20 protein-coding genes are annotated in these 23,175 nt (G+C 58.8%); 4 read left to right on the top strand and 16 right to left on the bottom strand.

What is annotated here, in order from left to right; genetic code table 11:
- Nucleotides 1-40: 40 nt before the first annotated feature.
- Nucleotides 41-1,750, bottom strand: coding sequence for a polyurethanase (locus QMK52_RS20550; protein WP_320403322.1), 1,710 nt, complete (start codon nucleotides 1,748-1,750; stop codon nucleotides 41-43).
- Nucleotides 1,751-2,091: 341 nt separating this feature from the next.
- Between QMK52_RS20550 and QMK52_RS20545 the strand changes: the two genes are divergently transcribed.
- Together QMK52_RS20545 and QMK52_RS20540 are read left to right on the top strand one after the other, a co-directional pair.
- On the top strand, nucleotides 2,092-3,678 hold the full coding sequence (locus QMK52_RS20545) for an ABC-F family ATPase (RefSeq protein ID WP_003191057.1): 1,587 nt from the start codon (nucleotides 2,092-2,094) through the stop codon (nucleotides 3,676-3,678).
- Between the two features lie 178 nt (nucleotides 3,679-3,856).
- A complete protein-coding gene (locus QMK52_RS20540; protein WP_320403321.1) occupies nucleotides 3,857-5,029 on the top strand; it encodes an MFS transporter in 1,173 nt (390 codons plus the stop codon).
- Here QMK52_RS20540 and QMK52_RS20535 read toward each other — a convergent pair.
- The 13 genes from QMK52_RS20535 to QMK52_RS20475 form a co-directional block, all read right to left on the bottom strand.
- Nucleotides 5,023-6,060, bottom strand: a complete 1,038-nt coding sequence (locus QMK52_RS20535) for a dienelactone hydrolase (RefSeq protein ID WP_320403320.1) — start codon at nucleotides 6,058-6,060, stop codon at nucleotides 5,023-5,025. The two genes, QMK52_RS20540 and QMK52_RS20535, sit on opposite strands and share 7 nt — an antisense overlap.
- 201 nt (nucleotides 6,061-6,261) lie before the next feature.
- A complete protein-coding gene (locus QMK52_RS20530) occupies nucleotides 6,262-6,873 on the bottom strand; it encodes an FMN-dependent NADH-azoreductase (RefSeq protein ID WP_005788514.1) in 612 nt (203 codons plus the stop codon).
- 103 nt (nucleotides 6,874-6,976) lie between these two features.
- Nucleotides 6,977-10,387, bottom strand: coding sequence for an ImcF-related family protein (locus QMK52_RS20525; RefSeq protein ID WP_320403319.1), 3,411 nt, complete (start codon nucleotides 10,385-10,387; stop codon nucleotides 6,977-6,979).
- Complete coding sequence (locus QMK52_RS20520; protein WP_320404208.1) at nucleotides 10,374-11,357, bottom strand: hypothetical protein; 984 nt, start codon at nucleotides 11,355-11,357, stop codon at nucleotides 10,374-10,376. Before QMK52_RS20520 ends, QMK52_RS20525 begins: the two co-directional genes overlap by 14 nt.
- Before the next feature lie 140 nt (nucleotides 11,358-11,497).
- Entirely contained in the window at nucleotides 11,498-11,761 is a 264-nt protein-coding gene (locus tag QMK52_RS20515; RefSeq protein WP_320403318.1) for a PAAR domain-containing protein, read from the bottom strand.
- The gene (locus QMK52_RS20510; RefSeq protein ID WP_320403317.1) at nucleotides 11,758-14,091 is read right to left on the bottom strand and encodes a DUF2235 domain-containing protein; all 2,334 of its coding nucleotides are present in this window, start codon (nucleotides 14,089-14,091) and stop codon (nucleotides 11,758-11,760) included. The genes QMK52_RS20515 and QMK52_RS20510 overlap by 4 nt, the downstream gene beginning before the upstream one ends.
- The gene (locus QMK52_RS20505; protein WP_320403316.1) at nucleotides 14,079-14,615 is read right to left on the bottom strand and encodes a DUF3304 domain-containing protein; all 537 of its coding nucleotides are present in this window, start codon (nucleotides 14,613-14,615) and stop codon (nucleotides 14,079-14,081) included. The genes QMK52_RS20510 and QMK52_RS20505 overlap by 13 nt, the downstream gene beginning before the upstream one ends.
- A gap of 10 nt (nucleotides 14,616-14,625) precedes the next feature.
- The gene (locus QMK52_RS20500; protein ID WP_320403315.1) at nucleotides 14,626-15,009 is read right to left on the bottom strand and encodes a hypothetical protein; all 384 of its coding nucleotides are present in this window, start codon (nucleotides 15,007-15,009) and stop codon (nucleotides 14,626-14,628) included.
- Nucleotides 14,997-15,527, bottom strand: a complete 531-nt coding sequence (locus QMK52_RS20495; protein WP_320403314.1) for a DUF3304 domain-containing protein — start codon at nucleotides 15,525-15,527, stop codon at nucleotides 14,997-14,999. The genes QMK52_RS20500 and QMK52_RS20495 overlap by 13 nt, the downstream gene beginning before the upstream one ends.
- Nucleotides 15,528-15,537: 10 nt before the next feature.
- Nucleotides 15,538-15,921 (bottom strand): hypothetical protein, encoded by a 384-nt coding sequence (locus QMK52_RS20490; RefSeq protein ID WP_320403313.1) that lies wholly within the window; start codon nucleotides 15,919-15,921, stop codon nucleotides 15,538-15,540.
- On the bottom strand, nucleotides 15,909-16,442 hold the full coding sequence (locus tag QMK52_RS20485) for a DUF3304 domain-containing protein (protein ID WP_320403312.1): 534 nt from the start codon (nucleotides 16,440-16,442) through the stop codon (nucleotides 15,909-15,911). Before QMK52_RS20485 ends, QMK52_RS20490 begins: the two co-directional genes overlap by 13 nt.
- A gap of 82 nt (nucleotides 16,443-16,524) precedes the next feature.
- A complete protein-coding gene (locus QMK52_RS20480) occupies nucleotides 16,525-17,298 on the bottom strand; it encodes a DUF4123 domain-containing protein (protein WP_320403311.1) in 774 nt (257 codons plus the stop codon).
- Between the two features lie 10 nt (nucleotides 17,299-17,308).
- Entirely contained in the window at nucleotides 17,309-19,723 is a 2,415-nt protein-coding gene (locus tag QMK52_RS20475) for a type VI secretion system tip protein VgrG (protein WP_320403310.1), read from the bottom strand.
- A gap of 815 nt (nucleotides 19,724-20,538) precedes the next feature.
- On the opposite strand from QMK52_RS20475, the gene QMK52_RS20470 reads away from it, so the two are divergent.
- Both QMK52_RS20470 and QMK52_RS20465 read left to right on the top strand, forming a co-directional pair.
- Nucleotides 20,539-21,447, top strand: a complete 909-nt coding sequence (locus QMK52_RS20470) for a LysR substrate-binding domain-containing protein (RefSeq protein ID WP_005788515.1) — start codon at nucleotides 20,539-20,541, stop codon at nucleotides 21,445-21,447.
- Nucleotides 21,444-21,800 carry an MmcQ/YjbR family DNA-binding protein gene (locus tag QMK52_RS20465; protein WP_005788516.1) on the top strand — a complete coding sequence of 119 codons (357 nt, stop codon included), beginning with the start codon at nucleotides 21,444-21,446 and terminating at the stop codon, nucleotides 21,798-21,800. The genes QMK52_RS20470 and QMK52_RS20465 overlap by 4 nt, the downstream gene beginning before the upstream one ends.
- On the opposite strand, the gene QMK52_RS20460 is transcribed toward QMK52_RS20465, so the two are convergent.
- Nucleotides 21,789-22,172: a DUF1294 domain-containing protein gene (locus QMK52_RS20460; RefSeq protein ID WP_122734187.1), complete on the bottom strand. Its 384-nt coding sequence runs from the start codon at nucleotides 22,170-22,172 to the stop codon at nucleotides 21,789-21,791. The genes QMK52_RS20465 and QMK52_RS20460 overlap by 12 nt on opposite strands.
- A complete protein-coding gene (locus tag QMK52_RS20455) occupies nucleotides 22,169-22,999 on the bottom strand; it encodes an undecaprenyl-diphosphate phosphatase (protein ID WP_122734186.1) in 831 nt (276 codons plus the stop codon). Before QMK52_RS20455 ends, QMK52_RS20460 begins: the two co-directional genes overlap by 4 nt.
- Nucleotides 23,000-23,175: the final 176 nt, after the last annotated feature.

Below are 23,175 nucleotides of genomic sequence, written 5' to 3'. Positions count from 1 at the left end.
GAACACCCCAGTCATCCAAGGTGCTCTGCCCGGCCTGCGTTCAGGAAATAAAGATGCCTGCGCCATTCAACTGAGTCATGTTCACGCCCATTAACATCACCGAGTTGTCACCAAAGGCCAGCACGGTGTTGTCCTCGAACGTCGAGGCATAAGAGCGGTAATCGTAATCCTGGCCCAGGCCAGCCATACCCATGAACACCAGCTTATCGCTGGCCTTGTAACCCTGGATCCGGTCGTTGCCGAAGATGCCTTCGAACAGGAAGGTATTACTGCCACCGCCTGCAACCATCAGGTCATTGCCGGTGCCGCCGACAAATACGTCATTACCCGGGCCTCCGATCAGGTGATCGTCGCCGCCCAAGCCGAACAGCCAATCACCCGTGGCATGAGCGGTGAGGACATTGTCATGGGCATCGCCGTTGGTAGAGGCCGCGTAGTGCGTCAGGTCGTTACCGGCCAGCAGGCCTTCGCCGGTCACCTTATAAGTGATGTCATTGGAGCCCCAAGGGATTGAAGTCCAGGGTATATAGGCCTTCTCTTTGCTGACCAATGCGCCGATATCCCGGGTCATACTGATACCGCCATAGGCGTCGTTGACATACAACGTGCCATCGCCGTCATTGGCAAAGCTGAAGGCGCCCAGTGGCTTTTGCAGTTCGAAGACGTTATTGCCCTGCCCCCCCAGCAGGATGTTGTAGCCGCCGTCATCGCGGAAACGATCATCACCTGCGCCACCTTCCAGGAAGTCATTGCCCGCTCCGCCCTTGAGCAGGTCGTTGCCCTCGGTACCGAAGATGAAGGTATTGCCGGTGTGTTTTTCGGCGTAGCGATTCAGGTCTTGCACCCAGGTGGTTTCACGCGTGGCCTCGCTGAGGCTGGAGACTACGATGGTCGAGTCTTTGCTGGTCAGGTCGTAGAAATCCGAGGACGCGATACGCTTCATGCCTTGGATGTAACCGTCCAGGGAGTGAGCCTTGCCGACTCCCCAGTTGAGGGCATTGGGTAAATGCGCCCAGGCCGAGGCGTAGTTATCGGTAAAGCTGACCAGGTTATTGGCCGCCGAATCCCAAACGCTATCGTTACCCCAGCGCAGTGCCGACGTATTGATGCCTTCGCCATCAATGGCCTTGAACACCAGGTCATTCTCATAGCCGATATTCAAGATCCGAGTGTCACCCGAACGCTGTGTGGGTGAGGCGAAGGTGACGTAGTTGGCATCCTCGAAGAAGCCGCCCCAATGATCATGGCTCAAGGTCGCCAAGCTGTTGGCCCCGAGTGCGCCGAGGCTATGGCCGGTGACCAGGATATCCTTGCCGGTCAAGCCCTGGCTCCTGGCGTAGCTGGCGACGTTCTCCAATAAGCCACTGAACGCGAACTGAGCATAATGGGCGGCGTATCCGGGTACGGCGGCAGCAGCCAGATCGCTGGCGACGTCGCCCAATCCATCCCAGGACAAGCCAAAGGACGTCCCACGAAAGGCAACCCCCATGGCGATCAGCTTACCCACGCCATCGTACTGCCCCACAATCTTGACGTTGGCGGAGGGAGCCAATACCGTCTCGCCCCAAAAGGTGCCGTACTCGTCGACTTTCTGCGTCACCCCCAGTGCTTGCGCACCGATAGGCGCCCAACCGCCAGCGGTCAGCGGTTGGCCGCTGGCGTCATAAGCGTAATCGGACAAGGCCAAAGCGTCGTTCAACAGCGCCTTGGCCTTCTGGCCCGTCATGCTCTTGTAATCGAAAACCCCCATACCCATTGCCCCTTTTCAGATGACTTTTGATGTGGCCTCAGTGCCCATGGCCGGGACAGATTGGTGATGGACGGGAAAAGACTGTCAATCGTTACCTAAAAAATGAATACCTGCCCGCGGGCCCGAGCTTTGGTTTCAGCGCTTCGAATCACACAAGGCGCGGAACATCGTCGTCGACTGCCATACAACTGTCGCCTCACATATGCGACAATGCGCGCCAAATTCCAACACACATCCCAAATTTTCCGCTCAGCGACCGGGTTTCGCGCCTTGATGTCGCTGTTGACGCATGCCTGAAGGCACCTGCCGTCACGCTCGCAACCCATTGATAGGTAAAGTAATTGATCTCCACAGCTAACATCACCATGCAGTTCGGCGCCAAGCCGCTCTTCGAGAACGTCTCGGTCAAGTTCGGCGCCGGCAACCGCTATGGTTTGATCGGGGCCAACGGTTGCGGCAAGTCGACCTTCATGAAAATCCTCGGTGGCGACCTCGACCCGTCCGGCGGCCAGGTCATGCTGGAGCCGAATGTGCGCCTGGGTAAACTGCGCCAGGACCAATTCGCGTACGAAGAATTCACCGTGCTCGACACCGTGATCATGGGCCACGAGGAGCTGTGGAAGGTCAAGGCCGAGCGCGACCGTATCTATTCGCTGCCGGAAATGAGCGAAGAAGACGGCATGGCCGTGGCCGAGCTGGAAACCGAGTTCGCCGAAATGGACGGCTACACCGCCGAATCCCGCGCCGGTGAGTTGCTGCTGGGCCTGGGGATTCCCCTGGAGCAGCATTTCGGCCCGATGAGCGAAGTGTCCCCCGGCTGGAAACTGCGTGTATTGCTGGCTCAGGCGCTGTTCTCGGACCCTGAAGTGCTGTTGCTCGACGAACCGACCAACCACCTGGACATCAACACCATCCGCTGGCTGGAAAACATCCTCACCCAGCGCTCCAGCCTGATGATCATCATCTCTCACGACCGCCACTTCCTGAACAGCGTGTGCACCCACATGGCTGACCTGGACTACGGCGAGCTGCGCCTGTTCCCGGGCAACTACGACGAGTACATGACCGTGGCGACCCAGTCCCGCGAGCAGTTGCTGTCGGACAACGCCAAGAAGAAAGCGCAGATCTCCGAACTGCAATCCTTCGTCAGCCGCTTCTCGGCCAACGCCTCGAAAGCCAAGCAGGCCACGTCCCGTGCCAAGGCGATCGACAAGATCCAACTGGCCGAAGTCAAGCCGTCGAGTCGTGTGAGCCCGTTCATCCGTTTCGAGCAGAATAAAAAGCTGCACCGCCAGGCGGTCATGGTCGAGAAGATGGCCAAAGGTTTTGACGGCAAGCCGCTGTTCAAGGACTTCAGCTTCCAGGTTGAAGCCGGTGAGCGCGTGGCGATCATCGGCCCGAACGGTATCGGCAAGACCACCCTGCTGCGCACCCTGGTCAACGAACTGACCCCGGATGCCGGCAGCATCAAGTGGACCGACGCCGCCGAACTGGGCTACTACGCCCAGGACCACGCCCACGACTTCGAAGACGACGTGAGCCTGTTCGACTGGATGGGCCAGTGGACCCAAGGCGAACAAATGATCCGTGGCACCCTGGGCCGCATGTTGTTCTCCAACGACGAAATCCAGAAGTCGGTCAAAGTGATCTCCGGTGGTGAGCAAGGCCGCATGTTGTTCGGCAAGCTGATCCTGCAAAAGCCGAACGTGCTGATCATGGACGAACCGACCAACCACTTGGACATGGAATCCATCGAGGCGCTGAACCTGGCGCTGGAAAACTACCCGGGCACGCTGATCTTCGTCAGCCACGACCGCGAGTTCGTATCGTCCCTGGCAACCCGCATCATCGAGTTGAGCCCAAGCGGCGTGATCGACTTCAGCGGCACCTATGACGACTACCTGCGTAGCCAGGGCGTAGTCTTCTAAGAGCGCCCTTAGCTTTCAAGGCAATCAGATCCAAATGTGGGAGGGGGCTTGTTCCCGATCGCGGTGTTTCAGTCAATAGATCTGTTGGCTGACACTCTGCGATCGGGAGCAAGCCCCCTCCCACATTGGTTAGAGCAGTGGCATCATGGCCGTACCGCCCGCCAGCGAATGAGCACCCATGCCTGCCGCCCCCTCCTCCCTGTCGATCACCCTGCAGATCGTCTCCATCGTGTTCTACACCTTCATCGCCTTTATCTGCATCGGCCTGCCGATTGCAGTGATTCCAGGCTATGTGCACGAACAACTGGGTTTCAGCGCAGTTGTCGCCGGGGTCACCATCGGTTCGCAATACCTGGCCACGCTGCTCAGCCGCCCAATGGCCGGGCGGATGTCGGATAGCGTCGGCACCAAGCGTGCGATCGTGCTGGGCCTGGCCGGCATCCTGATCAGCGGCGTGCTGACCTTTATCGCCACCCTGGTGGAGAGCCTGCCAGCCTTGAGCCTGGGCATTCTGATCGTCGGTCGCCTGTTGCTGGGCGTGGCCCAGGGCCTGATTGGCGTGGGCACCATCAGTTGGTGCATGGGCGCGGTAGGCACTGAACACACCGCCCGCTCGATCTCCTGGAATGGCATTGCCTCCTACGGCGCCATTGCCGTTGGTGCGCCGGTCGGCGTGGTGATGGTGGCGGAATATGGCTACACCAGCCTGGGAATTGCCCTGGCGGTGCTGGCGGGGTTGGGGCTGGTGCTGATCCGCAATAAACCGTCGGTGCCGGTGGTGCGCGGTGAACGGCTGCCGTTCTGGGCAGTGTTCGGGCGAATCGCACCGTTCGGCACCAGCCTGTGCCTGGCATCGATTGGCTACGGCACGCTGACGACCTTCATTACCCTGTACTACCTCAATCGTGGCTGGAGCGGCGCGGCGTATTGCCTGACGGTATTTGGCGTGTGCTTTATTCTCTCGCGCCTGATGTTCATTTCTGGCATCAGCCGGTTTGGTGGGTTTACCGCCGCCATCGCCTGCATGAGCATCGAAATCCTGGGCCTGACGCTACTATGGCTGGCACCGTCCACCGGCGTCGCCTTGATCGGTGCCGGGCTGACCGGCTTTGGCCTGTCGCTGGTGTACCCGGCGCTAGGGGTTGAAGCCATCAAGCAAGTGCCGGACAGCAGCCGAGGTGCGGGGCTGAGTGCCTATGCGGTGTTTTTCGACCTGGCGCTGGCGATTGCCGGGCCGTTGATGGGCGCCGTGGCGTTGAACCTCGGCTACGGCTGGATCTTCTTCTGCGCCGCGTTGTTGTCGGTCAGCGCACTCGCCCTGACCGTACTGCTCAGGCGCCGCGCCTACTGATCAGCCGTCTGCAGGCCGGCACGCGTCGCCTCACCGAGGGTCCGGCTGAAAAAGCGCCCGGCTTCAGAGACCATATCGCGGTGAATACCTTCGCGGTCGACGCCATCGGCATCGGTGCAGATGCCTGGCATTGTCGCCAGTTGATCGCTGTCGCATGGCGCCATGAATACAAAGTGCCCTGCCCCGGCCAACAGCTTGAAGTCCGGTGGCTCTGGCAGTTTACGCGCCAGGGCGGCAGCGTTTTTGTCCACCGCCACCAACTGGTCGCCATCGCCACTGTAGAGCAACACCGGCACGTGCACATCGGCCAGAGTGTGGCGGCCGAACATCAGGCTCAGTGGCGCCATCAGCATCAAGGCATGGATGCGTGGGTCAGCCTGGGGCTGCAAGTCGTCGCGGTCGACCACCAACTCGCCCTTGGTGGTGCAGGCATCGCGGTCCTCGGGGCGTTGCTGGCAGTAACGGCGCAGGCGCTCGAAATCCGGCTTGGCGCCCGCCAGGATCAGCGCGGTTTCGCCACCGGCCGAATAGCCGATGACACCAATTTGATCGACATCCACAAAGGGCGACAGCATCGGATCGGCCAGGGTCGCGGTGATCGCCTGGGAGATCTGGATCGGCCGGCCATACAGATTACTTACAGTGCCCAGGCGGCTATGGTCCTTATAGTTGTCGCCAGGGTGCAGGACCGCCACCACCACAAATCCCTTGCGCGCCAGTGACGTGGCCAAATCATGCAAGGCCAGGGGCGTGCCGGTATTGCCATGGGACAGCATCAGCATGGGAAAACGGCCAATGGCAACCTTGGCGTCTTCACCGGCCGCGACCTGATAGGCGCCCAGTGGCGTGGTGCGTTCGGTATCGGTGGAAGGGTAAAACGCAATGGCCTTCATCGGCTGCGAATCCAGCGGGTCAAGCACGCTCATGCGATGAAACCCCACACTCCAATGCGGGTGCGGTGCCGGTGCAGCGTGCACTGAAATCAGGCCGCCAAACAGGGACAGAATCAAAACAGCACCAAGACGCATCATGGGGATGTCCACCTTTGCTGCGTAAGAACCGGTATGTCGAATAAAAGTCCAGGTATCGGATCCCTATCTGCATAACCTGTGCATAACCTGGGCCACAAACGAAAAAACTCCGTACTCCGCTCGCGCCCAGGCGATCAGAATACAGAGTTTAGGCGCCCGGCTTCAGAATGAAACCGGGTAACGGCTTAATTTACACAAGCCTTACGCCGCAGCGAACAACTGCTGGTTGATCCGCACGTTGGCATCGTTCAACGCTTTGCTGCGCGCTTCATCACCGTAGGCCAAGCCTTCAGCGCGAACGATTTCAATATTGGTGATGCCGAGGAAACCGAACAGCAGTTTCAAGTAGCCTTCATGGGCAGCGCCAGATGCCTGATCCGCGTGCAAGCCACCGGCCGTGGACACGATAATCACCTTCTTGTTACCGCACAGGCCTTCAGGGCCGGCTTCGGTGTAGCGGAAGGTCTGGCCGGCAACCGCGATGCGGTCGATCCAGGCTTTCAACTGGGTGGGAATGGTGAAGTTGTACATCGGCGCGCCTACCACTATGGCATCGGCGGCGAGGAATTCAGCCAGCGACGATGCACTCAGTTCGGCCTCGTGCTTTTGCGCGGCATCGCGCAGTTCGGCCGCGGTGCCCAGTGCACCCAGGGTAGCGCCGGAGAAGTGGTTGATGCCTTCGCTGGCCAGGTCACGGTAAGTCACTTGCACACCCGGTTCAGCCGCTTGCCATGCCTTGACCACACCGGCACTGAGTTGGCGGGAAGCCGAGTTGTCGCCGAGGATGCTGGAATCGATATGCAGTAGTTTCATGGTGGGTCTCCGAGGTGGGATCGACAGTGGCGATCAGATGGTGGTGATGCTACACATGAAACCAATGAGCGATTAGATGACTGAAATATGATTGTTTGTTCTATCAGTGAGACAATGCATCAGCGAGATGATTATTGTCGTGCCCCTGTTGTGCGGTAGACACCCTGCTCTCATTGAGAAAAATCTGCTGCGGCAAGGTGAAATTGCGCAGCGCCAGCAACGCCAGCGGCCCGGTGCTCATTTCGGTGCGCAGGTTCCAGGTGAGGTCCAGGCCATCCGGGGCCTTGAGGACCATGCGAAAGCGGCTGTCGCCGTCGTCCAGCGGGGTGAGCGTGGCTTTTTCCAGCAGGCGGATCAGGCCCCAGGTGCCCTCGAAATCACCGAACAGGCGCTCGCCGCTCTGCACGCTGGTCCAGCTCAAACTCGCCCCCGGATCGTCGCTGAAACCCGGCCAGTTGAAGCGCTGCCATGCCTGGCGCTGGTTGAAGTACTGGTGCTCTTCGCCATTGAGGATGAAGTTGGTCTGCACCACGTTGCGCGACGGCCTCCCCTGCAATTCGAAGCTCATGCCCATGCCGCCGTCGGTGTACATCACGTCGGCCAATTGGCTGAGCTGGTTGATCGCCGCCAGAAATTGCGGGTTGAAGCGCAGCCCCTGACTGTGGCGCGGGTCGGCCACCCAGCGGCTGCCTTCCTTGCGCAGCACGCCGCCCAGTTGGTTCTGCAAAAACTGCTCGATGCGCCCGGAGTCGGCGCGGATCATCTGCCCCAGCATTGGCAGCGAGGCGTCGCTGGTGGTGTTGGCAAACGGATAACGCCCGGCGAACGCGCCCTGCCAGTCGGTAACGATTGCCCGCCGCCACTGGTTGTTGAGCCCTGCCGCCGAAGGTTGCAGCACCCGCTGCCAGGCTTGCGCCAGCGGCTGCACGAACAGCGTCTGGCCGACCACGCCCCACTCCGCGCCCAGGCTGGCGGCGATCAGGCTGCCGTAGGACTGGGTGTCGGTAAGGTCCACGCTCTTACCCTGGAACACCGTCTGCGCCAGGGCCTGGGTCATTTCCCGCGGGTCGGAGGCACTGCTCACTTGTTGCAGTTTCAGGCGCACCCGCGTCACGCGGGTGAGGAAGGCCTGCAAGCTCAGGCGCTCGCTGTCGGCCTTGCCTTCGGCGTCCTTGCCAAGCAGGGTCAACAACGGCCCGAAGGTGCCCTCCAGTGGGCTGCGCGGCACCTGGCTCTGCTGGTCGATCAACGGCACCTTGTCCTGGTCGAGCAAGTCTTTGGCCGACTTCATCAGCGAGTCGGCCAAGGCTTGCGTGCGCGTGCCGGCCTGGCCCTGGTAAGCCAAGGTGTTCATCAGCGCGATCAATGGCGACTGGCGTACATCGGTCATCAGGGTCAACTGGTCGATCACATCGCCCATGCCCTCGGCCTTGCGCCAGCGCAGGCTGTTGAGAAAGTCCAGCCAGGCACTGGCGTAGTCCTGGAAGTAACGCTCGGTGAGTTGCTCCTTGAGCATCTGCGGAGTCAGCTCGCTGGCGATATCGGTCTGACTGTCGCTGAGCACCCAGTCGATTTCCTCACGGCGTGCTTCGGCGATCTCATCGATGGCCTGACGCACCCGGCCTTCCCACGCCTGCCGGGTAAACACCCCCGCTACGCTGGCCGTGGTGGTGAACAGCGCCGAGGCATCGGTTTCGCCAACCATGCCGTGCAGGCTCAACGCCGGGTATTGATTGGCCGCAATGTCGAGCACTTTGCGATACAGCGCGGCCTGCGCATTGCGCTGGCCCAACTGGCTGAGCAACACCTGGCGGGCCTGGGCCACCAGCGCCGGGTCGGCCTTGATCGCCCAGTCCGGGTGCGCCGCCAACTGCTCACCATAGAAACCCCACAAGACCGGCGACAACCCTTGCCAAAGCCCCGTCGACACGCCGCTGCGCGCCGGTTCGGCGTTTACCAGCGCCTTGCGTAAAAAGGTGGCGTCGGCCTTTTGCGGCCGGGCCAGCATCAGGTACGCCTTCAAGTTCTCATAAGCCCCAGCAGCAGCCCCCGCACGCTGTTCGCTGCCGGGCGGCAAGGCGATAAACGCCTTGAGCCGGCCCTGCAGGTTGGCCACCACCGGGTCGCGCATCAAACGATTATTGGCCTGCACGTAATGCGGCCACACTGCCGCCAGCAGGTTCTGGTTTTGCTCCAGGCCGAAGCGCTGATACCACGGCACGCCGTTTTTGGCGCGGTAATCCAGGCGCGCCAGTTCACGGGTCAGATCGTTGAGCGCGGTCAACTGCACGTCGCCGCTGCCGGGCTGCTGCAAGGCCGCTACCGAACGCTCGACCTCGCCAATCTGCACGCGGTTGGTCACGAACGACAACAACAAACCCGCGCCCCACATCAGCGCCAGGCCCAACACCAACGCATACCCGACGCGCACCACGCCCCAGCCCAAACGCCGAGCCGTGCGATTATCGTCGAGCACACCCTGCCACGGGGTAGGCGCGGACCAGTCGTGGTTTTTTGAAGCAGACTTTAGCGGCGCTACCGGCAAGCTGAACCACAGCCCACGCAACGGCACTCCCCGAGCAAAATCGGGCGTCAGCGGCTCCAGCACCTGCCGCCAACGGGCAATTCCCTTGGCCTGCAAATCACGCGACAACCGCAGCAGAAAATCGTGGGCCAATATCTCATTCATCTGCCCCAGCCCGGCGCGGCGCAACGGCGTGAGCAACTCGGTCAAATGCTCCTGCAGTTCCTGCGCACTGAAACGCTCGGGCAATACACAGCCCACCGGTTGCACCGCACGGCCGGTTTGCTCCCAGGTGCTGGCGCACACTTGCCAGAGGTACAAGGGCAACTGCCAGCCTACGTGATGCGCCAAGCGTTTCAACTGGCGCACGCCAGTGGCCATCGCGGCATCGTCGGCGGCCTGGGTGTTGTCCAAGGCCCAGACCACGCCGTCCAGGGAGCGCCAGCGGCTCAGGCCGGACCAGTGTGCGGTGAAGGTTTGCTCCAGGGATTCGTGGGCGTTGCCGCCCCACAGCAGGACTGTGCCTTGGCCTTCCAGCCAGTGTTGGGTGGTGAGGTTGGGGGCGATGGCTTCGACGGTGGTGGGGTTGCCGATGATGAGGAGGAGGCGGACTTTTTGGCGCCAGAAGAAACCGTGTTGCTCGCGTAGGTGATTACGTAAGGCCTTAACCCGATCAGCACCGTCATCGGTCGGTGGCGGGCTCAACGTTGAGCCCGGAATTGACGGAGCCACCCCCACCACCCGTTCAGCCTGACGAACAGCCAGGCGATCCCAGGCCAGCAGCACCACCGGGCATAACCAGCAGAGCGCGAACCACACACCCAGCCCCCACAACGCCAGTTGCTTGAGCGGCAACTGCGGCCAGCCCAACGCGTCGCCGCCCAAGCCATATACCAGGCAGCCCAACAGCACCAGCAGGGTAATGAGCAGCAAATAGCCGAACCCCACACGCGCCAACGAACCTTTCCCCAAGTCCTTAACTATTGCCATAAGGCACCGCCACTCCAATCGCCAACCGTTTATTTGCATCCTGACTCAACCAACCACAGGGCTGCCCCGCCGCACCGGCTTGAAGCAATGCCAGGGACATCCCGATAAACGGTGCCAGATCCCCCAACACACCCCACTGCCCGGCCAACTGATGCTCCGCCGCCGACCAACCGCCCTCCACGAAAGCGTCCTGGCTGGCTTTATCCAGCGCCAGGCAGTCGGGGGGTGGTTGTTCCAGCCCGGCATAACGTTGCATCTGGGCGCAGAGTTCGACGGACGCGCCATCGGCCAGGTATTCGCCTCGGTGCAGCAGCTGTCGGCCGTGTCGGCTGACTCGCCAGAGAAACCCTGCTTCGCCGGGCAGTTCATCCTCTTCGGCGCTCTCCACCGACACCACGCCAGCGCACAACAGCCAATCGCCGTCGCCATGACAATCGCGGTGAAAGGTCTCAATCAGTTCGTCCAAATCAGCAAGACTCCTTAAAGGCAGACGGGCCTTGGGCACCCCCACTCCCGATCGAGCCAGCGCCTCCACGAATGCCACCTCACTGTTCTCATCCCCAACCCACGCAATCGCCCGCAATTGCGCCTCGCATCCCGAGCGTTCAGGAATTGCCTCGGCCAAACGGGCCAGATGCCGCGCCAGCGCCGGAGTCCGATCGCTGACTCCGGTTAACGCCAGTGGGCAGCGCAGCACCGGCTGTGTCACGTCGGGTATAGCCAACGGCTTCGACAGCGGAACATTGCGCATCAGATTCAGGTAGTTCTCTTGCTCATCCCCCGCCGGCCCCAATAACACAACGTCCTGCACGGGCAGGCCCAAAGAGCGCCGTTGCCACCACGCCTGCGTGGCGGTTTCCAGGACGCGCAGGTACACCGTGCGGTCAAACAAAACGATCTGCCACACCAGCACCCGTACCGCCAAAACCAACGCCCAGCACAGCGGCAATACCGCGCTCCAGAGCAACAATTGCAGGCGCGATTGGTCTTCGGGCCACAGCATCAGCAAAGCGGCAGACTGCGCCCCAACCAGCAACAGCAGTGCCAGCCACCAGCCGCGCCAGCGCGGTACGCCCGGCTCAACGAAGTCGGGATATTCAGGCGGACGGTTCATGGCGCAACAATCATCGAGGTGGCCGCCAACGTGCTCACCAACTGGCAACCACAGGCGCAACGATGCCCGTCCAACGCCACCGCCTTGCCGTCCATGGTCGAGCCCGAGGCCCCCTCGACAATCCGGTTGATGCCGTGCAAGTTGCAGCGCACTTGATCACCCACACAGGCAACCGGCTTGCCGAATGCCAGGTAATGCCCTTGCAGTACTTCCCCACCGAAGGGCCGCAATGGGTCCCCCATACGAACAATGGGCATCATGCGACCACCTCCTTCACTTGCTCGACCAAGCCACCAGTGCGCTTGAGGTAGGCCAGCATGTTCTGCATGCGCAACGCCTCTTCGCCCTCGATAATCGCTTGCTTCTGCTGGGCAACCACCTCGCCGACCGCCAAGGTGGGTTGCAGGATTTTCTCCGCCCCAGGAAGGAACGGCTCTACCTCGCCACTGACGGCGTTGATCACTTGGTAACCCACCGCCGCCGCGCCTAATGTGCCGGCCGCACCTTTCCAGCCATGGCGACGGATCTTGTACACACCGCCCAATGCCAGGGCGATGCCCACCACACGTCCCGCCACTACCACCGGAGTCACGCGTTTGTTGGTCGTGTCGCCGAAATACACCATGCGGTAGCGGAAGTAGTCGCCCCATAACTCCCGCGAACTTAATAAGTTGTGCAAGAACCAGGCACGTGAGTCATGCACGTGATCGTCAAACAGCGCGACCACCGCTGCCATGTGGGGCGAGTCGCTGACCCGGTATTTGTTAATGCCGACTTCAACGAACAACTCCTTTGCACGCGCCTCCCCTTCGGCCTTGATCCGTGCATATTCTTGCTGTTCGTCGTCGTCATTGAGCAGGTACACCGTGTCCCTGAGCGCCACATCGACGATCCACCCCGCCACACTGGTCTGATCGCGCCGCCAACCTTGATAATCGTGCTCGAACTCCTTGGCAGCTTCGCGGATTTGTTGTTGGTCTATTACCGGCTCGTAAGAGGGCGGTGCGGCAGTGCCCAGCAGAAGCTGAGCTTCATTCTCCTGACCACGAGCCTCCATGCGCTTGCGTTTGGCTTCGGCGATCTGGCTATCACGGGACTGCTTTTCTGTTATCTGCTGCGACGCATTGGTATCTTTTGCATCGCCGTAGAAGGGTTCATTGACGTAACTGCCACGGGCCAGGCGCTCGATGCGCCAGCCGGTCAGCCAGGCCAATTGCGCGCTCATGGCGTCTTCGAGGGGGCGGCCGAGGCGCAGGGCTTCGGTGTTGGAAGGTGTTTGTGGGGTGGCTTCTTCGGTCAGGCCCAGGGTGGTGCGCCAGGCGTTGAAGCGGTCGATGAGTACCTCCTTAAGAGCAAACTCATAGTCTGTCTCTGCCGACATGCCACGTGACGGCGCAACCTGTCGTAGCTCATCCGGCACTACAGACTCTGGCACGGTCAACGGCGCACCGGCCGCAAACGCCTCCGCATACAAGTCATGCAGCACAATCTGCGACAGCAACTCGCCCCAGCCTCCTCGGGCCTTGCCCTGATCATTTTGTGGGTAACCACCGCCCACATCCGAGTGCACACCCGGGTAGATAACCTCGCGTGCATAAGGGGGGTAACTACCATCGGCATAACGGATCGAATCCAGGGGGAAGCACAGGCGCTGTTCATGGGCGGCGACAAAGTGCCGACACACCTTGATCCAGCCAGGGAATTTTTTGATATCGGGTAGTGCTTGCGTGCCATCGGCCCAGTCCATATGCCCCTCGGCAAAAGGCGCAGCACGGGCGCTGCCCACTGAGGCCACGGTGTCCAGCAGGCCAAGGAATTCGATGCTCAGCGGTAGCCCCAGCAGGTTCTGTTTCGAGGCCTCGACGTCTTGCGGCGGATCGAGCAATTCGCTCAGCCAAGTGATGAACGTCCGGGCTTCGGCCGCACCACGGGAAAAGCCATAGACGAATAATTTGATACCCAGTACCTTGCGCTGCGCGGTTGCCACCTTGCTGCGCAAGGGTTCCAGCAGTGAGGCCATGGCTTCACGTCGGCTGCTTCTGCCTAAGGTCGTTAACGGCCAGGTGGTGGACATTGATTTGATCTTGGACTGCATCGTCTTCAAGGACAGTTCATCTTTCGTCAAGGCAACGGACAAGGCGTTGACTACTTGCAGCAGCCCCCAATTGATCCGGTCTTCGCCCCGGTTGGCGAACGCCAACCCAAACGTACTGAAATCCAACTCACCAATTTCCGGAAAAGGGGTGCCGACGCCGGGAATGTAAAAACCAAAGTAACCGTTTTCAGGCCGATCCAAGCTGGCATGGTAGAGGCGGGCAATATTGGTCGGATGGGGCGGTTCGGCCTTACGCGTATCATAAGGCTCGTTATTGTTAGTGCCATCAAAGAACAGGCTGATATGTAGGCTGCGTGCGCAGGTAGAAGCACCACGAATGCCACGTTGAGCGTTTAATTCCTGACGGTATCTTTCCGTCTCGGCAGTCTGAAGGTAGTAATTTTTCATTACCATCTGTTGATCATGAGGTAGTCGACCCTCCTTTGGAAAGAAGGCCGGCACAAAGACCGATTCAGCACTATTTACTTCGGACATACGGCGGGCTCCTTCATTACTTGCGGCTCTTTAATTGGGTATCCAGGTTGGCCATAAGCCATACAAGCGGTTGTAACCTTAATCTGATTACAAGGCAAAAAATGGACCTTTAAAGAGCACAGACTTTCTGTTTCGTAAGATGGGAGATCGACAATGGCGCTGTGCTGTTGGTAATTTGCTTTATGTTTGGCATAAGCTTCTTCATCAGGTCCATACCCGGATGTCTTACGTTTGAGCCTCGCATATGGATCAGGATCAGTTTCCCACTCTACCTTAAACTTCAACCCCGGCTGCCAATGCCTTGGCAACATCACACAACAAGCCCCTCCCCCATAACCATATGGCGAAATATTTCTCCCACCATATCCATTCACGGAAAAATAATTGATCGCTGCTGATGTATGATTGACTCCATTCAAGTTGCCTGCCAGGAACTTTGACTCTCCCACCGAGCACCCTGCCAACAATAAGAGCAATAAACCGCTAGCCCATTGACACACCCCACTACCTTTTAAATAGCTCATTCCCCGCTCCTTATTTATGCTTGAGTTCGGTACGAAAAATGCCTGCATCAAGCATCTTTCGTTCAGAACTTTTTGCGGCCCCGCTTTCAAGTAGGTCCAAACTGGTGCGATGGAGGCGGGCAATATTGGTTGGATGGGGCGGTTCGGCCTTATGCGTACCATAAGGCTCGTTATTGTTAGTGCCATCAAAGAACAGACTGATATGTAGGCTGCGTGCGCAGGTAGAAGCACCACGAATGCCACGTTGGGCATTCAATTCCTGACGGTGATCTTCCGCCTCGGCAGTTTGTAGATAATAATTGTTCATTACCATCTGTTGATCATGAGGCAGTCGTCCCACCTTGGGAAATAAGGCTGGCGCATAAACTGACTCAGCGCTATTCACTTCGGACATACGGCGGGCTCCTTCATAACTTGAGGCTCTTTGATTGGATATCCGGGTTGACCATAAGCCATACAAGCAGTCGTAAGCTTAATCTGATTACAGGATAAAAAATGAACCTTTAAAGAGCACAAACTTTCTGTCTCATAAGACGGGAGATCGACTATGGTACTGTGCTGTTGGTAGTTCGCTTTGTGCTTAGCATAAGCTGCTCGATATGCATCGGTTCCTAGTGCCGGCAATCGCACATTAGGATTTGGATCAGTTTCCCATTCCACCTTAAGTTTCAGTCCGGGCAGCCATTGCCTTGGCAACATCACGCAGCACATCCCTCCACCATCACCAAAAGGACTGACATTCCCCCCCCCATAGCCATTCACAGAGAAATGATTAATAGCGGCTGACGTATGGTTGACTGCGTTTAAGTTACCTGCCAAGAATTTTGACTCTCCCGCCGAGCACCCTGCCAGCAACAACAGCAATAACCCGCCAATCAACTGACACATCCCACTGCATTTTAAATAGCTCATTCCCCGCTCCTTATTTATGCTTGAGTTCGGTACGAAAAATGCCTGCATCAAGCATCTTTCGTTCAGAACTTTTTGCGGCCCCGCTTTCAAGTCGGCCCAAACTGGCGCGATGGAGGCGGGCAATACTGGTTGGATGGGGCGGTTCGGCCTTACGCGTATCATAAGGCTCGTTATTGTTAGTGCCATCAAAGAACAGGCTGATATGTAGGCTACGTGCGCATGTAGAAGCACCACGTATGCCACGTTGGGCATTTAATTCCTGACGGTAATTTTCCGCCTCAGCAGTCTGTTGATAATAATTGTTCATTACCATCTGTTGATCATGAGGTAGGCGCCTTTCCTTAGGAAATGAGGCCGGCACATGAACTGATTCAGCGCTGTTTACTTCGGACACACGGATGGCCCCTTCATTTCCAGAGGTTCCTTGATAGGACTATTGGGCGATGGATATGCCCAGCAGGACGTGGAAACCTTGATTTGATTACATGGCAAGAAATGCACTTCCAAGGCGCACAACCTGTCTTCGTAAGGTGGCAGATCTACGATGGCGCTGTGTTTTCCATAATTGGCTTCATGCCTAGCCAACGCAGCCTCATCGAAATTAAATCCATCAGGTTTACGCTTAATTTTTTCGTAAGGGTCTGGATCAGTTTCCCACTCCACCTCGAATTTCAGCCCAGGCTGCCATTGCCTCGGCAACATCACACCCCCCATCCCTCCCCCATAACCAAAAGGGCTGACATTCCCCCCTCCAGAGCCATTCACAAAAAAATGATTAATAGCCGCCGAAGTATGATTAACCGCCTTCAAACCACTGCCCAAAAACTTTGGCTCTCCTATGGAGCATCCTGCCAGCAGCAAAAGAAAGCCCCCTCCTATCCACTGGCCTAACATGAAAGTCTTTAATATACGCATCAACTCAGCTCTTCCTGACGGTTAAATTCCGTACAAATTCATTGCAAAAACACCGGCACTGCTCAACAACCAACTAACCGCTTCAGCCAGGCCTATCGTCGCTGCCCAAATGCAGCCTTGCGTATAGTTTCAAGTCACCAAAGTAATTATCTCGACTCGCTTGAAGCACCATGCGATAGCACCGTGCAAAACACTGTTCATGGGAAAGTTCAGGAAACTTCTCCCTGGCAACACCAAGCAAACTGTGCGCATCGCTGATGCTGCCCAGCCGGTCAAATTGATCGTCTGTCATTGCAATAGCGGTCGATGTTGCTGTCGCCAGTTGATTCGAACGATAGGTGCCAGGCTGCCAGACAGGCTGCTGGTCTCGGTCCAACCAGGTCCAGAACAGCGCTACACGCAGAAATTGCTCTTTTTGCTCAGCGTTCAATACGCTTGCCAACAACGTCGGCATCACGCGCGGGTCGTAAAAGCGCAGCAACCCAGATTGGCCTCCCCACTCAAGCTGTGACAGCCCCTGAAGAGCCTTGGCCAAGGCATCAAAGGGGATGGGGGAAATCAACAGCATGAGGCGTGGCAAGGGCCCTGCTTGTTCAATCAACTCTTCCAGCCAGGCCTTATGACGCCAGTTGTCGAGGCTGATTCGCATCAGGATAGGTGCCTGTGTCAACAGTGACTCTTCCGGCATTCCACTGAACAAAGAAAACCAGGACATGCTCGATTGCAGAAGATGCAAGCCCGGTAATATCGAAACGTCCCAGGCTGCCTGGTCGACCAGTACATCGACGTGCCCCACGTTCGCGGCGCCGCACAGGCTTTCCACTTGCGCGATCCAGTGTGCGTAACGTTCTTGCATTTCTCTCTCCTTAGATGGCGGTACGCATGGCAGCGCCCGCCCCTTCCCCTTGAGCTATTTTCAGGCACTCCTCACACACCGACTTGGGCAACTCAGGCATCGGGAAACTCTGGCTGGTGGTGGTTTCCCACACATGCTGCCCCTTCAGGTTGAGCATGCCGGGGGTGTGGATATCGATGGTGCCGGCCGGGTTGATACGGATGTAGCCGCCGCCACAACCCAAGGTGATGCCATTTTTGGCGGTCAGTTGCAGATGCCCCTGCACCGATTGCACGGTGATGTTTTGCTGGGCGATCAGGTTCAGCAAATCGCCGTGGGACTCGATTTCCAATGGGCCTTTGCCCGAGACCAGGCGCAGGCCTTCCTGTTGGGCCAACAGTGAGATGGCCTGATTGGCCTGGATAGACAGGCGTTGAGCGGCGGCCAGGTTGATTTCATCGTTGCTTTGCACGTACAGCGCTTCACCGCTTTTGAGCAGCAGGCTGGCGGGGGTTACCGCGCCGATGCCTTTGGGGGCGCTGAGCAGGATGGCCGGGGCAGTCAGGTCTTTGGCGTCTTTTTGCAACTGTTGCAGGCCATCGATGGCGGGCTCGCGGCTGTGGTGGGCGCGGGCGATTTCCTGCCAGTCGGCGATTTGTTGTTTTGCGCCCTGGACCTGGCTGGTGGCCGGTTGCATGGCCAGGACATCACCCTGCGCCTTGCCTTGCTCATCCGCACTGATAAACAACCCCTTCCCACCCCGAATCGCGCCCCAACCATCAGTGCGCAGTTCAAAGCCCTCCCCGCGTTTTTTCTTCTCAGCATCCACCAAATGCCCCAGATTCAACTGGCTCTTGCCACTGTGCTCAGTACTGAGCTTGACGTGCTCCTGCCCGCGCAAGTCTTCCATGCGCAGCTTATTGTTGGCTGGCGTGCGCAGCACGTTGCGCGTGTAGTCGCGTTTACCCAACGTCACGTGATCGACGTGTTGGCTGTCGTGCAACGCGTGGGCGATATAAGGCCGGTCGGGGTCGCCTTGTTCGAAGGCGATGGCGACTTCGGTACCGGCCAGCAGTGGCAGGTGCAGGCCGTGGGTGTCGCCGGCGTAGGGCCGGGCCAGGCGTAGCCAGAGGCTTTCTTCGCCGGGTTTCCAGGTGTCGCGGTCGAACAGGAAGTGGACTTTGTAGCGGCCTTCGAGGTCGATGTGGCCGTAGGGGTCGTGTTCTTTGGGGCTGGTGACGCGGGCCGGGACGGTGCCGGCGATTTGCGGTTTGGGCAGCAGCGCTGGGCGAAAGCACACGGTTTCTGAATACGGGATGGCCTGGAAGCTGGCTTCAAAACTGCGGTCGCGGGCGGCGTGGGTGGTGACCTGGGTGATGACCGCGCCGGGGGCGAAGGCGTTGGGCGCGCCGCCGGAGATTTTCAGCACTTGGCCCGGGGTCAGGCTGGGGCTGCTGCTGATGCCACTGAGTTGGGTCTGGCCATTGAGGTAGCGTTCGTGGCGCAGGCGCGCGTAGAAGTAGCCGCTTTCACTTTGCAGGTCTTCGTCCTGGTCGTAGCGGTCGCCGATGAGGTTGTAGGGCTCGGCGTAGTGGTAGGCCTCGCCGTAGGTGCCTTTGGCGCCACGGCTTTGGTCAATGTCGCCGTCGAGGTAGGCGTTGGCGACGCGGTGGTGGTAGGCGCGGATGTTGACGTGTTGCTCCACCACCTTGTGGTTCGATTGCAGGCGCCATACGCCGTCTTCGCCGCTGCTGTTCATGCCCGATTGCGGGCGGTACGGCAGTTGCACGTCGAACTGGTAGTGGCGCTGGTCGTCGTGGAATTCCACCACGTCGATGTTCAGGCGTTCGTCGCGGGTGAAGCGGTACCAGATGCCGACTTCGGCCAACAGGCGCGAGATGAAGGCCAGGTCGCTTTCGTCGTACTGCATGACTTGTTCGCGCTTGGGGTATTCGCGTACCAGGTTGAAGAGGAAGTCCTGGCCTTCGAAGTCGTGGCGGCTGCGCAGGATGCTTTCGACGATCTGCGGCACCGACTGGTGTTGGTAGATGCGAAATTGTTTGCCGCGAGCGAGCAAGGCCAGGCGCGGTTCGAGGGTAATTTCGTAGCGGGCTTCGTCGAGGGAGCCGGACAGGCGTTTGAAGCCGGTGACCACGCCGTGCAAGGTGCGCAGTGGCTTGACCGGGGGCACCTCAATGCCTACCGCCTTGAGTGCGGCCATGCCAGGGTTTAGGCCGGGACCGTGCAGGCTGAAGTTGGCGTCTTTGCCCAGCACGCTGTCGGCACTGAGGTCGCCGTCGATGCAGGTGAATTCGACGCGGTAGTTGAACGGCTGGCTCAGGCCTTGGTGGCCTTCGAAGGCCAGCACGTCGAGCACCGCGGCCACGTTGCGAACCGTGAGTTTGTGCCGGCTGTGGTCGAAGAAGGTGCGCAGTTCGTTAAGCATATGCAAGTCTCCATGACAGTTGGCACAACCTTGACCCCGCCGCTATTACGTGTCCGTTAGCAGAGCAACGAAGTCATGTGTCGCACCGAAACAGAAGCTATTCCTGACGTTATTGCGCCCTCATAGCCATGAGTTAAAGAGGTAACTTTCAACGTGTTTTAAGTGAGGTCAACCATGCGTATCTACCGTGAAGGTTTCTGCGCGAGATCGAATCCTCTGCACAACATAAGAGACCGGCAACCATTCGCTGGGGACGCTTAATTCAGGCGCTCCCGGCGCCTCCCGTCATTTTTAGCCTGAGAAGCGTCCTGCGAGGATGCTGATTAAACCTAATGTTTAAAGAGTATTGCATTGAGTTTTAAAAAAGATCAAGACGTCATACACAGTCACATATCAGAAGTGTCTCGCCTGGAGATATCAAAGGATCACAACACACAAGGAAATTTCCTACATCACTGTGCAGCTATTTCGGATAGGCAATTATTCGATCACGCAAAATATCGTGCTTCATACTCTTACTCCTACAACAGGCGGAGAAAAATTATCGCTTTTTAAGTTGAAAGTCTTAATTAAACATCCTACACATTTGGCTACCCGTCCTAATAAATAGCGAAATTTGTATAGGCACCGTTGAGCAAAAAACATTGAAAAGTATTTCAAGGAAACTTGCAGGATTGCCGTGTCGAGAAAAAGCGTGCTGTTTCAAATCACGCAACCAGCACTCGCCCCCTCCCACGAAGCGCTTGCTTTTCGGGGTGGATTTACACGCGCCACACGTGGATAGTTCGTCCCACTGACAGGACAATAGGCCGACCATGCAAGACCTTAACGATCTCTACTATTTCGCCAAAGTGGTCGAAGCCGGTGGTTTCGCCGCGGCGGGCCGGCTATTGGGGATACCCAAGTCCAGGCTGTCGCGGCGCATTGCCGAGCTCGAAGAACGCCTGGGAGCGCGCTTGCTGCAACGCACTACCCGGCAATTGACGCTGACTGCCGTGGGCGAACGTTATCTGCGCCATTGCCAGGCGATGTTGCTGGAAGCGGAGATGGCCGATGAGGCGGTGGCCAGCATGTCCAGCGAGCCGCGTGGACGCCTGCGGGTCACGTGTCCGGTGGGTCTGGCCCAGCAGATTCTGCCGGAACTGGTGGCCGGCTTTCTGGCCGCGCACCCGTTGGTGCAATTGGACATGACCTTGGTCAATCGCCGTGTCGACCTGGTCGCCGAAGGCATTGACGTGGCGCTACGCGTGCGAGAGTTGGGCGACGAAGACCCGCTGCTGGTCACCAAACGCTTGCGCCAGGCGCATACCGTATTGGTCGCCAGCCCCGGCTTCATGCGTGATCGGCAAGTCGAAACCCTGGAAGACCTCAAACAACTGCCCATACTCGGTGCACTTGAGGCGGACCGCATGGTGCACCAACGCATTATCGACCCACAGGGCAACGCCCATGAGTTGGTGATGGAGGCCCGCCTGGGCATCGAAGACTTTATCGTGCGCAAGACCAGCGCGCTACTCGGCGTCGGCTTCACCGTGCTGCCGATGATGTATTGCGAAGAGGAACTGGCCAGCGGCCGCCTGGTGCAGCTGCTGCCGCAGTGGTCGTTGCCGGGCGGCTGGTTGCAGGCCGTGTACCCGCATCGGCGCGGCGTGCTGCCGGCGATCCGCGCGTGGATCGACTATCTGGAAGAAGGCTTCAAAGGCTGTGGAGATCGATTGTTATGAGCATGACTGAAGCACAAGTGGCCGCGTTCTGCCTGACCCTGCCCGGTGCGCGGGAAGATTATAAGTGGGGCGGCGTGCGCGTGTTCTCGATTGCCGGCAACAAGATGTTCGCCTTGCAGAACCTGCGCGGCGACTCGCTGGCGTTCAAGGTCGACAAGGAACTGTTCCTGGGCCACGTCGACCGCCCCGGCATCCACCCCGCACCGTATCTGGCGCGGGCGCAGTGGATTATCATGAATACGCCCTACCCGCTGGGCGCCGACGAGCTGCGTGGTTTGTTGCAGCGCTCCCACCAACTGGTGGTCAGCAAGCTGCCCAAGCGCACGCAGGTCGGTTTGTTGCTAGAGGATTGAAAGCAGCGTACCGCCCAGGAACAGCTGGTCCAGCCAAAACACCTGATGCAGCAGCACGATCACCCAGAACAGCACCTGGTAAGACACCTTGCGCGTCTTGTGTCGGAACACCTGCTGGGCAATCAGCGCACCCGGCCAACCGCCGGCCAGCTCGACAGCGTGCAGAATGTTTTCCGGGGTGCGCCTGCCCTCGGTCTGCGCCTTGCGCTTGTCGCTCCAGTACAGGAAGAACGCCACCACGCTGACCACGCCATACGCCGCCAGCGGGATCACCGTCTCGCCGCGATACCATAGCAGCGCCGAACCCAGCAGTGGCGCGGCGCATAACAACACAAAGATCAGCGCCTTCAGGCGTGGATGCTGGATGCTCATGGCTTGACGGCCGTCCAGTCGATCCAGCCGAATTGCCAGGTCGCCAGGATGACCAGGCCGAACGCAATCCGGTACCAGGCAAAGACTGCGTAGCTGTGGCTGGCGATGAACTTGAGCAAGCCCTTGACCGCGATCATGGCGAAGATGAACGAGGTGACAAAACCAATGGCGAATACCGGGAAGTCCGCCGGCTGGAACAGATCGCGGTACTTGTAGCCCGAGTACACCGCTGCCCCGACCATGGTCGGCATGGCCAGGAAGAACGAAAACTCGGTGGCCGTCTTGCGCGACAGGCCGAACAACAGGCCGCCGATGATCGTCGCACCGGAGCGCGAAGTGCCCGGGATCATTGCCAGGCACTGGGCCAGGCCGACCTTGAGGGCGTCTCTCCAGGTAATGTCATCCACCGTTTCAGCACGCACCGCATGTTGGCGCTGTTCGGCCCACAACATGATCACCCCACCGACCACCAGGGCACTGGCGACGGTGATCGGGTTGAACAGGTAATGCTTGATCAGGTCGGCAAAAATCACCCCGAGTACCACCGCCGGCAATACGGCGATGATCAGGTTGACGGTGAAACGCCGGGCCTTGGGCTGGGTCGGCAGGCCGATGACCACATCGAGGATCTTGCGGCGAAACTCCCAGACCACCGCGAGAATCGCGCCCAGCTGGATGATGATATTGAAAGCTTCGAAACGCTCGCCGCCGAAATTGATCAGGTCGGCGACGATGATCTGGTGCCCGGTGCTGGAGATCGGCAGGAACTCCGTCAGCCCCTCGACGATGCCGAGAATCAATGCCTGTATGGCGGTCCAAAAATCCATGCTCTCTCCAAAGGTCATGCGCATGGCATGCCTCTTAAGTTTTTTTAAAGTTCACTGACGACGAGCGCACTCAAGCGCCCGCGGTTGATTCTCAACGCCGGTCTGCAAAAATTCCGTGAAAAATCAGGCAGTACTCAGGTTTTTCGATTCCGGGCCGAAAGCCTATCAGACACGCC

Origin of the sequence: Pseudomonas sp. P9_2 (genome assembly GCF_034008255.1) — a bacterium.
Classification (GTDB): domain Bacteria; phylum Pseudomonadota; class Gammaproteobacteria; order Pseudomonadales; family Pseudomonadaceae; genus Aquipseudomonas; species Aquipseudomonas synxantha_A.
The sequence above is the reverse complement of the archived record's forward strand: the minus strand, read 5'-3'. Positions and strand labels throughout refer to the sequence as shown.

Excerpts from the sequence above, each read along its gene's own strand:
- QMK52_RS20510 (WP_320403317.1), bottom strand. The coding sequence starts at position 14,091 with ATGTCCGAAGTAAATAGTGCTGAATCGGTCTTTGTGCCGGCCTTCTTT.
- QMK52_RS20495 (WP_320403314.1), bottom strand. The coding sequence starts at position 15,527 with ATGAGCTATTTAAAATGCAGTGGGATGTGTCAGTTGATTGGCGGGTTA.
- QMK52_RS20515 (WP_320403318.1), bottom strand. The coding sequence starts at position 11,761 with ATGATGCCCATTGTTCGTATGGGGGACCCATTGCGGCCCTTCGGTGGG.
- QMK52_RS20525 (WP_320403319.1), bottom strand. The coding sequence starts at position 10,387 with ATGGCAATAGTTAAGGACTTGGGGAAAGGTTCGTTGGCGCGTGTGGGG.
- QMK52_RS20465 (WP_005788516.1), top strand. The coding sequence starts at position 21,444 with ATGAGCATGACTGAAGCACAAGTGGCCGCGTTCTGCCTGACCCTGCCC.
- QMK52_RS20460 (WP_122734187.1), bottom strand. The coding sequence starts at position 22,172 with ATGAGCATCCAGCATCCACGCCTGAAGGCGCTGATCTTTGTGTTGTTA.
- QMK52_RS20500 (WP_320403315.1), bottom strand. The coding sequence starts at position 15,009 with ATGTCCGAAGTGAATAGCGCTGAGTCAGTTTATGCGCCAGCCTTATTT.
- QMK52_RS20470 (WP_005788515.1), top strand. The coding sequence starts at position 20,539 with ATGCAAGACCTTAACGATCTCTACTATTTCGCCAAAGTGGTCGAAGCC.
- QMK52_RS20550 (WP_320403322.1), bottom strand. The coding sequence starts at position 1,750 with ATGGGGGTTTTCGATTACAAGAGCATGACGGGCCAGAAGGCCAAGGCG.
- QMK52_RS20480 (WP_320403311.1), bottom strand. The coding sequence starts at position 17,298 with ATGCAAGAACGTTACGCACACTGGATCGCGCAAGTGGAAAGCCTGTGC.
- QMK52_RS20485 (WP_320403312.1), bottom strand. The coding sequence starts at position 16,442 with ATGCGTATATTAAAGACTTTCATGTTAGGCCAGTGGATAGGAGGGGGC.
- QMK52_RS20540 (WP_320403321.1), top strand. The coding sequence starts at position 3,857 with ATGCCTGCCGCCCCCTCCTCCCTGTCGATCACCCTGCAGATCGTCTCC.
- QMK52_RS20475 (WP_320403310.1), bottom strand. The coding sequence starts at position 19,723 with ATGCTTAACGAACTGCGCACCTTCTTCGACCACAGCCGGCACAAACTC.
- QMK52_RS20455 (WP_122734186.1), bottom strand. The coding sequence starts at position 22,999 with ATGGATTTTTGGACCGCCATACAGGCATTGATTCTCGGCATCGTCGAG.
- QMK52_RS20535 (WP_320403320.1), bottom strand. The coding sequence starts at position 6,060 with ATGATGCGTCTTGGTGCTGTTTTGATTCTGTCCCTGTTTGGCGGCCTG.
- QMK52_RS20530 (WP_005788514.1), bottom strand. The coding sequence starts at position 6,873 with ATGAAACTACTGCATATCGATTCCAGCATCCTCGGCGACAACTCGGCT.
- QMK52_RS20505 (WP_320403316.1), bottom strand. The coding sequence starts at position 14,615 with ATGAGCTATTTAAAAGGTAGTGGGGTGTGTCAATGGGCTAGCGGTTTA.